The 12053-nt window shown below is 34.0% G+C and carries 10 protein-coding genes and 1 tRNA gene; 4 read left to right on the top strand and 7 right to left on the bottom strand.

The features are described from left to right. Positions 1 to 15 precede the first annotated feature (15 nt). Positions 16 to 1257, top strand: a complete 1242-nt coding sequence (locus Q4566_RS08055) for a DEAD/DEAH box helicase (RefSeq protein WP_303420125.1) — start codon at positions 16 to 18, stop codon at positions 1255 to 1257. A 13-nt stretch (positions 1258 to 1270) separates the two neighbouring features. On the opposite strand, the gene Q4566_RS08060 is transcribed toward Q4566_RS08055, so the two are convergent. Beyond that, positions 1271 to 1936, bottom strand: a complete 666-nt coding sequence (locus Q4566_RS08060; RefSeq protein WP_303420126.1) for a M15 family metallopeptidase — start codon at positions 1934 to 1936, stop codon at positions 1271 to 1273. A gap of 749 nt (positions 1937 to 2685) precedes the next feature. Between Q4566_RS08060 and Q4566_RS08065 the strand changes: the two genes are divergently transcribed. Further along, complete coding sequence (locus Q4566_RS08065) at positions 2686 to 3384, top strand: DUF4369 domain-containing protein (RefSeq protein ID WP_303420127.1); 699 nt, start codon at positions 2686 to 2688, stop codon at positions 3382 to 3384. A gap of 169 nt (positions 3385 to 3553) precedes the next feature. On the opposite strand, the gene Q4566_RS08070 is transcribed toward Q4566_RS08065, so the two are convergent. From Q4566_RS08070 to idi, 4 genes are all read right to left on the bottom strand, one after another. Next, positions 3554 to 3627: transfer RNA gene (locus Q4566_RS08070), tRNA-Thr, on the bottom strand. A gap of 62 nt (positions 3628 to 3689) precedes the next feature. Beyond that, the gene (locus Q4566_RS08075) at positions 3690 to 3956 is read right to left on the bottom strand and encodes a hypothetical protein (RefSeq protein WP_303420128.1); all 267 of its coding nucleotides are present in this window, start codon (positions 3954 to 3956) and stop codon (positions 3690 to 3692) included. A 131-nt stretch (positions 3957 to 4087) separates the two neighbouring features. Further along, a complete protein-coding gene (locus tag Q4566_RS08080) occupies positions 4088 to 4498 on the bottom strand; it encodes a 6-carboxytetrahydropterin synthase (protein WP_303420129.1) in 411 nt (136 codons plus the stop codon). Beyond that, complete coding sequence (gene idi / locus Q4566_RS08085; RefSeq protein WP_303420130.1) at positions 4495 to 5019, bottom strand: isopentenyl-diphosphate Delta-isomerase; 525 nt, start codon at positions 5017 to 5019, stop codon at positions 4495 to 4497. Before idi ends, Q4566_RS08080 begins: the two co-directional genes overlap by 4 nt. Positions 5020 to 5236: 217 nt before the next feature. Between idi and Q4566_RS08090 the strand changes: the two genes are divergently transcribed. Continuing rightward, a complete protein-coding gene (locus Q4566_RS08090) occupies positions 5237 to 6826 on the top strand; it encodes a peptide chain release factor 3 (protein WP_303420131.1) in 1590 nt (529 codons plus the stop codon). 65 nt (positions 6827 to 6891) lie between these two features. Next, entirely contained in the window at positions 6892 to 7119 is a 228-nt protein-coding gene (locus Q4566_RS08095; RefSeq protein ID WP_303420132.1) for a (4Fe-4S)-binding protein, read from the top strand. A 53-nt stretch (positions 7120 to 7172) separates the two neighbouring features. Here the strand turns inward: Q4566_RS08095 and Q4566_RS08100 are convergent, their stop codons facing one another. Then, positions 7173 to 7490: a DUF3467 domain-containing protein gene (locus Q4566_RS08100; RefSeq protein WP_303420133.1), complete on the bottom strand. Its 318-nt coding sequence runs from the start codon at positions 7488 to 7490 to the stop codon at positions 7173 to 7175. Between the two features lie 210 nt (positions 7491 to 7700). Further along, a complete protein-coding gene (gene rpoC, locus Q4566_RS08105; protein WP_303420134.1) occupies positions 7701 to 12002 on the bottom strand; it encodes a DNA-directed RNA polymerase subunit beta' in 4302 nt (1433 codons plus the stop codon). Positions 12003 to 12053 lie beyond the last annotated feature (51 nt).

The raw sequence follows: 12053 nt of genomic DNA on the forward strand, positions 1-12053 counted from the left end.
AGTAAATTATTTTTCATGTCATTTAAAGATTTAAAACTTAACAGACCGCTTTTAAGAGCTGTAGCTGAAGCTGGATACGATAATCCTACTTTGGTTCAAGAAAAAACAATTCCTTTAATTTTAGAAAAAAGGGATGTTATCGTTTCGGCACAAACCGGTACTGGTAAAACAGCTGCTTTTGCGCTTCCTATACTACAATCTTTATTTGATAGACAAGATGCACCTAAAAAGGGTAAACAAGTTAAGGCTTTAATTATTAGTCCAACGCGTGAATTAGCCTCCCAAATTGAAGAAAATTTTAAAACCTATAGTGCATATACCAACCTAAGAACGGCGGTTGTTTTTGGCGGTATTTCAATAGAACCACAAAAAGAAGTGCTAAAAAAAGGTTTAGATATTTTAATAGCCACCCCTGGTCGTTTATTAGACTTACACAAACAAGATTTTGTAAACCTAGATTATGTTGAAACCTTAGTTTTAGATGAAGCCGATTTGATGCTTGATATGGGATTTATAGACGATGTTAAAAAAATTGAGCGCCTTTGCACCAAAGAAAAGCAAGTGTTGTTATTTTCTGCAACGATACCTTATAAAGTAGAACAATTAGCGAATTCCATTTTAACAAACCCAGAGCGTATTGAAGTCGCACAGAACTCTTCAACCTCTAAAAACGTTAATCAATTACTATATTTTGTTCCGAAAAAGAATAAAATAGAATTGTGTCTACATTTATTACGTAACACCATAAAGGGTAACATCATTATTTTTAGACGTACAAAATTTGGTGTGGAAAAACTTGAAAAAACACTCGTCAAAAATGGTTATAAAGCGGACAGTATTCATGGTGATAAAAGTCAGACAGCTAGACAAGATGCTTTAGACAGGTTCAAAAAAGGAGACGTAAACATCTTAATTGCAACCGATGTCGCCGCTCGAGGCATTGACATTAACAACTTAGATGCCGTTGTAAACTTCGACCTGCCAAACATTCCGGAAACTTACGTACATCGTATAGGTAGAACGGCAAGAGCTGGTAATAAAGGTATGGCTTACTCTCTTTGTTCTGCAGATGAAAAAACTTATATTCAAACCATCCAACAGCTCATTCAATTGCAATTGGATGTCATTGACGAACACCCCTACCCTTTAGATCCTAAAGCAAAACCCATTGTGCATAAATCTAATAAAACAGGAAGCAAACATAAAAAAGGACGCAAAAGCGAAGCTTCAAAAAAGAAAAAGAAACGTTGGTATTAAAACGTACTAAGTTCTATTCCACTGGGAAATCAAAATAAGTATTTGGAAAAGGCTCATGACGTAAGGTAAAATGCCACCATTCTTTGGAGTACCCTCTAAAACCGTGGTTCAGCATTAAATCATGTAATAGTTTTCTATTCGCTTTTTGCTGCTCCGTAATTTCCTGATTGTTATACGATGAAACCGGTCCGAAAAAATCGAATGGACTTCCCATATCTAAAGCTTCTCCCGTATTTCCATCTATAATCGTTAAATCTAAGGTACTTCCTTTACTATGTCCTGAATGCGTTGCAATATATTGCTCCTGGAATAAATACTTCTTTTTTATATGTGGGTAAAAAATCTGCTTTGTCAACGTGTCATTCATATCTCTAGCCCAACTCATGAAATGATCTACTGCACGCTGTGGTCTGTAACCGTCAAAGACTTTTAAGCATAAATTCTGCATTTGTAAATCATCATTAACCTTTTTAAGAGCCTGAGCGGCCTTTAGAGTTAATATCAATTTATTGGAGTGATAACCATTTACAGGTTTACCTACAAAATTATAAGAAGTATGATAACGTAATTCTACATCTAAATCAGGAATGATATCCTTAACATAAACAAAACCCTCTGGAAGCTGCGCAAAAAGACTAAATACGCTTAAATAAAAAAGGATGAAAATCTTTAATTTCATTTGTAAAATTATTTCTGCGAATTTAGAAAATAAATAAGCTTTTATAAAAGCAGATCAATCATAAAATAATTTACGTCTGCTATTCTTGCACCTTTTGTCAAAATAGAAATAAACAAACTTTAAATTTTAAAAATAAGGCATAAAAAAACCGAGCTCCCTCAAACTCGGTTTCTTATCAATTTGCTCTTTGTTTTATGAAGTTCGATTTGGGGTCGCCATATCAACAACATATTGCAAATATTAATTAATTAATCCATTGAACTAAAAAAATGTATTATTTAGTACACTCCAAATATAAGAATACTTTCCTAATTAAAACGACTAAATACCATTATTTTCGATTAAACGCACAAATACTTAACATTTGTCCCTAAAAAACCATTTAAAAGTAGAAATAGACTACAATTTTATCAGTTAATACTGAAATATGAGGTATCATTTTTTTTATTTTCAAACACTAATCACTATAAATGGAAAAAGCACCTCTTTAAAGAGGTGCTTTTTCACTAACTAACCAACCAAAAATATGAATTGCACTTACAAGTTTAAAGTAACCACTCAATAAACTGTAACATAAATGCATTCTGATACAAAAATAACAATACCTGTGCGAAAATAAATGCTGTCATTTTGTTTTGTGATTACTTTAACAACATATGCTCAATCATTTGTATCTAAAATACTGTTAGGTTTTAGTTTATAAAAATTAATTATTAGATATTTGCCCCTTTATAAAATAACTCCAACTCATGAAAAAACTCTTAATACTACTTGTAGCTACAACTCTATTATCTTGTGGTAGTAACGACAACGATTTAACCGTAAAAGCGCATATAAAAGATCTTAAAAAAGGCACAGTTTACCTAAAAAAGGTACAAGACACTGTTTTAGTAACTGTAGATTCCATTGTTATTAATGGTAATTCAAGTTTCGAATTACACAGCAAAATAGAATCCCCAGAGATGTTCTATCTAGACTTAGATAAAAAGAGTACCGAACAAGATCGTATTGGCTTTTTTGCAGATAAAGGCATTACTGAAATTAAAACCACACTTAAAAACTTTGTTTACGATGCAGAAATTAAAGGATCTAAGCAGCAAGAAGTTTTGGAAAACTATAGGGACCTTATCTCAAAAGTTAATAATAGAAATTTAGAGATTATCAAAGAAAAATTTGAAGCACAAATAGCAAAAGACACACTGAAGTACGCAGCGCTTCAAAATGAAGAAAACAGCTCTTTAAAAAGAAAATATCTATACACTGTTAATTTTGCACTACAACATAAGGATAGCGAAGTTGCTCCTTTTTTAGCTCTATCTGAAATTTACAATGCAAGAATCGATTTGTTAGATACCATTAATAAGTCTTTAACTCCAAAAGTAAAAGAATCAAAATATGGTAAAGAATTAAATACTTTCGTAGAGACCATTAGAAAGAACGAAAAGTAAGATATACTAATATTTAACACTCATAAACAAAAAGAGCCTTGCAATCAATGTAAGGCTCTTTTTGTATTGAGTTCATATCTTATACTAATAGAATAAAATTGAAGAATACTACACATTAATACTTCAGGGTGAAGCATAAAAAAACCTCACTAAAAGTGAGGTTTTTTTGAGCCGATGGAGGGACTCGAACCCACGACCTGCTGATTACAAATCAGCTGCTCTAGCCAGCTGAGCTACATCGGCTTATTTAACGGGTGCAAATATAATCGCAATTTTATTAATTGCAAGCATTCCGTTAAAAAATTTTAACCTAATGCATTAATTTTTTCAATTAAAGCACGACCCTTAGTTTCTAATTCAGCGTTAATCGCTTTAAAATGAGCTTTTGGGTTATCAGATTTTGCATTTACCTTTACGATAAGTTCGTCAAATGTTTTGATGGCTTCATCAATAATTGCTTCACTCTGCTTTGTATCTTTGTCTGTATTTGAATATTCCCAAACATAAACCGCTTCTATAATATCACCTAAAACGAAATTAATATCCTTTTTTAGGTTTTTAACATTTGCCATAATTTTTTAATTTATTTTGCGCAAAATTACATATAAACTTCCAATAGACCGCTTTTTTAAGATTTATTTTAGAGTCTAATTCGCGCTAGCGAGATGAATATATTTATAAGAATAATGGTGGTTTAGCTTATCTATTCACCTGAATAGCGCACAAAATTTCGAGGTGTTTCGTAAAGTGTAATTTCTAAATCCAAATTAGCATCTAGTTTCGGTTTTAACTTATTATAAATTACAACGGCAATATTTTCGGCAGTAGGATTTAAATCTTCAAATTCTGACACCTCAAGATTTAAATTTTTATGATCGAAAGCCTGTTCAATTTCAACTTCAATAAGTTCTTTCAGAATCTTTGCATCAACTACAAAGCCTGTTTCCTTATCAATTTCACCAGTAACACTAACGATAAGCTCATAATTATGGCCATGAAAATTTGGGTTATTACACTTTCCAAAGACTTCATCGTTCTTTTCAAAACTCCAATCCTTTCTGTATAACCTATGAGCGGCATTAAAATGTGCTTTTCGACTTAGCGTTGCTCTCATGAATTTATCTTTATATTATCGTAGAACTTATCAAAAATAACTTTAAACCAAGCCGTATAAATTTCTGGTTGAACCTCAATATCTTTCTTTACTGCCTCCAAAGACATCCATTTCCAGCTTTCTACTTCCTCTGGGTTAATATTAGGAACACCGCTATACTTTCCTAAAAGAATATGATCATACTCGTGTTCTGTTAAACCATTATCAAAAGGAGCCTTATAAATAAAAGAAATAGATTCTTCCAATTCCGTAACAAAGCCCATTTCTTCTTGCAAACGACGTTTACCTGCTTCCAGATTAGACTCTCCATCGCGTTGGTGACTGCAACAGGTATTAGTCCACAACCCTGGCGTATGGTATTTTCCTAAAGCGCGTTGTTGCAACATCAATTCATTCTTGTCATTGAATACAAAGACCGAAAAGGCACGGTGCAGTAGGGCTTTTTCATGCGCTTCCATTTTTGGCATTAAACCAATTTTTTCATCCTTTTCGTTAACAAGTATTACTTCTTCTTCTTTCATCTAATAATTTCTATTCGCTAATTATGTGGGATACTATGTAATAAAAACGGGAGAAAACCAATGTTTACTAACCAGTATCTTCACTTCATTTCAAACAAAAATACCAAGTAAATTTTGAATACCATATTAATCCAATTAGAATTTTAAAAAGTCCCTTCAACTTCCTTTCTTATTGAAGTTTAATAGTATCTTTGCAACCCATTTTGCAACAAAATTTATGAGTTTTTTAAAAGAAATAAAACGTCGTCGTACTTTTGGTATTATTTCGCATCCCGATGCTGGTAAAACCACATTAACTGAAAAATTATTACTTTTTGGTGGTGCCATACAGGAAGCCGGCGCAGTTAAAAGCAATAAAATTAAAAAAGGAGCAACCAGTGATTTCATGGAAATTGAGCGTCAGCGTGGAATTTCTGTGGCAACTTCTGTCTTAGCTTTTGAATATGATGGTATTAAAATTAATATTTTAGATACCCCTGGGCACAAGGATTTTGCTGAGGATACGTTTAGAACATTAACCGCTGTTGATAGTGTTATTGTTGTTATTGACGTTGCGAAAGGTGTTGAGGAGCAAACGGAAAAATTGGTTGAAGTTTGTCGTATGCGAAACATTCCAATGATCGTATTCATTAATAAAATGGACCGTGAAGGAAAGGATGCTTTCGAATTACTTGACGAAATTGAGCAAAAATTAGGCTTAACCGTAACGCCTTTAAGTTTCCCAATTGGAATGGGTTACGACTTCAAGGGAATCTATAATATTTGGGAAAAAAACATCAATTTATTTAGTGGTGATAGTAGAAAGAATATTGAAGAGACTATTGAGATTTCAGATTTAAATTCTGATGAACTTAATAAGTTAGTTGGTGATACTTCTGCGGAAACCTTAAGAGAAGAATTAGAACTTGTTGAAGGTATTTATCCACCTTTTAATAATGAAGTATACTTAAACGGAAGCTTACAGCCAGTGTTCTTTGGTTCTGCTTTAAACAGTTTTGGAGTTCGAGAACTATTAGATTGCTTTGTAGATATTGCACCTAAACCACAGCCAAAAAATAGTGAAGAGCGTCTGGTAAAACCTGAAGAAGATAAGTTTAGCGGCTTCGTTTTTAAGATTCATGCTAACATGGATCCAAATCACAGAAACCGTCTAGCCTTTATAAAAATTGTTTCAGGGGAGTTCAAAAGAAATTCACCTTACCTGCATGTAAGACATAATAAAAAAGTGAAATTCTCGAGTCCGAATGCATTTTTTGCTGAAAAGAAAGAAATCGTAGACATCTCCTACCCTGGTGACATAGTAGGTTTACAAGATACAGGTAACTTTAAAATTGGTGACACCCTTACTGAAGGTGAAATTCTAAATTACAAGGGTATCCCAAGTTTCTCTCCAGAACACTTTAGATATATTAATAATGCCGATCCTTTAAAATCGAAACAACTTTATAAAGGTATCGATCAATTAATGGATGAAGGAGTTGCCCAACTTTTTACTTTAGAACTTAACGGAAGAAAAGTAATAGGAACCGTTGGCGCCTTACAGTATGAAGTTATCCAATACCGTTTAGAGCATGAATATGGTGCTAAATGTACGTATGAAAATTTAAACGTACACAAAGCCTGCTGGGTAGATCCGAGCAATTCTAAATCTGACGAATACAAGGAATTTGTACGTGTTAAGCAACGTTTTCTTGCAAAAGACAAACGTGATCAATTGGTTTTCTTGGCCGATTCTGCATTTTCATTACAAATGACACAACAAAAATACCCGAATGTAAAATTACATTTCACATCAGAATTTGATTAAATCTTATTTTAAGTAATATTCACAGTTAATAATTTTAATTAGAGTTATCCCCAAAAACTTTATTTATGAAGACAACAGAATACCGTAACAATGAAATCACTATATCATACTGTCCTTTTAAATGTAAACAATCTAATGTTTGCACCAAAGAGCTGTCTGATGTGTTTCAAAACTCTGTAATCCCATGGATTGACCCCAATGGCAGTCCAACTGAAAGCATTATAAAACAGATAAAAAAATGTCCTTCTGGCGCTTTAAAGTTTAAACGCCATAACAAGGAAATGGCGTATTAAAAAAAAGCCTTTGAACAATGTTCAAAGGCTTTTTTATGATTTTATGATTTTGTTTAAGCTTGACCAGTTGGTCCGAAATTTAAAGGAATCGGTGGTTGCTCATAATCTTTAATTTCGCCATGCGCATTTTCAAACCTAGTGATATTTTCACTTAAAGCTTTTAATAAACGCTTCGCGTGTTGCGGCGTTAATATAATTCTAGATTTCACTTTATTCTTAGGAACACCAGGCATAATATTTACAAAATCCACTACAAATTCTGAAACCGAATGGTTGATAATTGCGAGGTTAGAATAAGTACCTTCTGCCACTTTTTCATCTAACTCTATGTTTATTTGTCCTTGTTTTGGTTGCTCTTTTTCGTCTGCCATAACAGTTATGTTTTTTACTTCCATGAAAATGGAAGTCTTATTATTATTAACTTGATATTATAACAAAAGCCTTCAAGTATAGATATACATGAAGGCTTTTGTTTGTTTCTATTCTCATAAGACTCTCGTTTATGAGATTCCCACCTTCGTGGGAATAAATTCGACTTACAAGTTTTACTACCTGAACAGGTAGTAAAACTTGAGTCTCATTTAATTATAATTTAATTCTTGCTTTACTTGCATCATTTCGTCAAACTCTTCTTTAGAGCCAACAATGATATCAGAATAGCGTCTCATACCTGTACCTGCTGGTATTCTATGACCAACAATTACATTTTCTTTCAAGCCTTCTAAAGCATCTACTTTACCTGCTACTGCAGCTTCGTTAAGTACTTTAGTTGTTTCTTGGAAGGAAGCAGCAGAAATAAATGATTTCGTTTGAAGCGACGCTCTTGTAATACCTTGAAGTATTGGAGTTGCCGTTGCTGGCTGAGCTTCTCTAGCTGAAACAAGTGCTTTATCTTCACGACGTAATATAGAGTTCTCGTCTCTTAATTGACGTGGTGTAACAATTTGTCCTGCTTTCAACGTTGAAGAATCTCCAGCGTCTTCAATCACTTTCATTCCAAAGATATCATCATTTTCTTTAATGAAATCTGCTTTATGAGCTAATTGATCTTCTAAGAAGATGGTATCACCAGAATCAATGATTCTAACTTTACGCATCATTTGTCTTACAACAACTTCGAAGTGCTTATCATTAATCTTCACCCCTTGTAAACGGTATACCTCTTGTACTTCATTTACTAAGTACTGTTGTACCGCTGAAGGGCCTTTAATATTTAAGATATCATTAGGCGTGATAGAACCATCAGATAATGGCATACCCGCTTTTACGAAATCATTTTCTTGAACAAGAATCTGACTTGATAATTTCACTAAATATTTCTTAACGTCACCTAATTTAGATTCTACGATAATCTCACGGTTACCTCTTTTGATTTTTCCGAAAGAAACCACACCATCAATAGCACTTACTACTGCTGGGTTAGAAGGGTTACGTGCTTCGAATAACTCAGTTACACGAGGAAGACCACCGGTAATATCACCTGCTTTCGCAGATTTACGAGGAATCTTAACTAAAATCTTACCAATGTTAACAGCTTCACCGTCATCAATCATAATGTGTGCACCAACTGGTAAGTTGTATGAACGCATCGTTTCACCACTTGCATTTTCAATATGAAGTGTTGGGATAAGTTTCTTGTTTCTAGATTCAGAAATTACTTTTTCTTGGAAACCTGTTTGTTCATCAATCTCTACTTGGTAAGTAACACCTTGTTCAAGGTTTTCATATCTCACTTTACCAGCGAATTCTGAAATAATTACACCATTATATGGATCCCATGTACAAACGACATCTCCTTTAGATAATTCTTGACCATTCTTAACAAATATTGTAGAACCGTAAGGAATATTATTCGTACTTAATACAATACCTGTTTTCTTATCGACAAGTTTAAGTTCAGATGTTCTAGAGATTACGATATCAATATCGTTTCCTTCGCTATCTTGTCCTTTAACTGTTTTTAAATCTTCAATTTCAGCAACACCAGTAAACTTAACAATTAAATTGTTCTCTTCTGAAATGTTTCCTGCAATACCACCCACGTGGAATGTACGAAGTGTTAACTGTGTACCAGGCTCACCAATTGATTGTGCAGCAACTACACCAACAGCTTCACCACGTTGTACCATTTTACCTGTAGCTAAGTTACGACCGTAACATTTAGCACAAATTCCTTGTAAAGCTTCACAAGTTAAAGCAGAACGCACTTCAATACTTTCTAATGGAGATGCTCCTATAACTTTCGCTACAGCATCATCAATTAATTGTCCAGCAGAAGCCAATTTCTCTTCAGTTAAAGGATTGAAAACGTCATTTAAAGATACACGTCCAACAATTCTTTCTTGTAAGCTTTCAACAACTTCATCATTCTTCTTCAATGGCTCAACTTCAACACCTCTTAAAGTACCACAATCTTCAGTGTTAATAATAACATCTTGAGATACATCAACTAAACGACGTGTTAAGTAACCTGCATCGGCCGTTTTAAGTGCCGTATCCGCAAGACCCTTACGAGCACCGTGCGTTGAGATAAAGTATTCTAAAATTGAAAGACCTTCCTTAAAGTTAGAAAGAATTGGATTTTCAATAATAGATCCACCACCTGCAGTAGATTTTTTAGGTTTTGCCATTAATCCACGCATACCTGTTAACTGACGAATCTGTTCTTTAGATCCACGAGCTCCAGAATCAAGCATCATAAACACCGAGTTGAATCCTTGTTGATCCTCACGAATACGTTTCATAGACAATTCAGTCAATTCAGCATTTGTAGAAGTCCAAATATCAATAACTTGGTTATAACGTTCGTTGTTGGTAATAAGTCCCATGTTATAGTTACCTGTAATACCTTCAACTAAACCGTTAGCTTTATCAATCATTCCTTGCTTTTCTGGCGGAATGATAATATCACCTAAACTAAATGATAAACCACCTTGGAAGGCGAATTTAAATCCTAAAGTTCTAATCGCATCTAAGAAATCAGCCGTTTCAGGAACTGAAGTTGCTTTAAGGATATCACCAATAATATCTCTTAAAGATTTCTTAGTTAATACCTCATTAATATATCCTGCAGCCTGTGGTACGTGTTGGTTAAATAATACACGACCTACAGTTGTTTCAATAATCATTGGAGCAAGTTTACCATCTTCATTAATGTCGATAGTTCTTACTTTAATTCCAGCATTCAGGTCCACACGTTGCTCATTAAAAGCAATTTCTACTTCCTCTGGAGAATAGAATGTTAAACCTTCACCTTGAACTTTCACTTCTTCAGTAGATTTACGAAGCTTGGTCATATAGTAAAGACCAAGTACCATATCCTGAGAAGGAACCGTTACCGGAGAACCGTTAGCAGGGTTTAAGATATTGTGAGAAGCCAACATTAACATTTGACATTCTAAAATAGCTTCAGGCCCAAGTGGTAAATGTACCGCCATCTGGTCACCATCGAAATCGGCATTAAAGGCTGTACACACTAACGGGTGTAATTGGATTGCTTTTCCTTCAATTAATTTTGGTTGAAAAGCTTGAATACCCAATCTGTGTAAAGTAGGCGCACGGTTTAGTAATACTGGATGTCCTTTAAGAACGTTTTCCAAGATATCCCAAACCACAGGCTCTCTTTTATCTATAATTTTCTTTGCAGATTTAACCGTTTTTACAATACCTCTTTCAATTAATTTTCTAATTACGAAAGGTTTGTATAATTCAGCTGCCATGTTTTTAGGCAATCCACATTCAAATAATTTTAATTCTGGTCCAACAACAATTACCGAACGTGCTGAATAATCCACACGTTTACCAAGTAAGTTTTGACGGAAACGACCTTGCTTACCTTTTAATGAATCTGATAAAGATTTTAAAGGTCTGTTAGAATCAGTTTTTACCGCTGAAGACTTACGTGTATTATCGAATAATGAATCGACAGACTCTTGAAGCATACGTTTTTCATTACGTAAAATTACTTCCGGAGCTTTAATTTCAACCAATCTTTTAAGACGGTTGTTACGAATAATTACACGACGGTATAAGTCATTTAAATCAGACGTTGCAAAACGACCTCCATCTAGTGGAACTAAAGGACGTAATTCTGGCGGAATGATTGGAATAACTTTCATGATCATCCATTCTGGACGATTCTCACGGTTATTGTTAGATTCTTTTAAAGACTCAACAACTTGTAAACGTTTTAAAGCTTCCGTTTTACGTTGTTTAGACGTTTCGGTATTTGCTTTATGACGTAATTCGTATGATAAAGACTCTAAATCAATTCTTGCTAACAACTCAATTAAACATTCAGCACCCATTTTAGCTAAAAACTTATTAGGGTCTGTATCGTCTAAATATTGATTGTCTTGAGGAAGGGTTTCAAGAATGTTTAAATATTCTTCTTCAGTTAAGAAGTCCATTTTTTGTAATGGTTCACCTTCTTCATTTTTAGCATTACCTGGTTGAATTACTACATAACGTTCGTAGTAAATAATCATATCTAATTTCTTAGACGGTAATCCTAATAAGTAACCTATTTTATTAGGTAACGAACGGAAGTACCAAATGTGAGCTACGGGAACAACAAGGTTGATGTGCCCAACACGATCACGACGTACTTTCTTTTCTGTTACTTCAACACCACAACGGTCACAAACAATACCTTTGTAGCGAATTCTTTTATACTTACCACAAGCACACTCATAATCCTTTACAGGACCAAAAATACGCTCACAGAACAAACCATCACGTTCAGGTTTGTGCGTACGATAATTGATAGTTTCTGGTTTTAAAACCTCACCTCTAGACTCTGCTAAAATAGACTCTGGTGACGCTAAACCAATTGAGATTTTATTAAACCTCTTAACTGTATTTTTATCTTGTTTTCTTGCCATTTTCTTAAGTTTTCAGTCGCAGTCCCAATATTCAGTGCAAACTGTTTACTG

Origin of the sequence: Tamlana sp. 2_MG-2023 (genome assembly GCF_030548465.1) — a bacterium.
Taxonomy (GTDB): domain Bacteria; phylum Bacteroidota; class Bacteroidia; order Flavobacteriales; family Flavobacteriaceae; genus Pseudotamlana.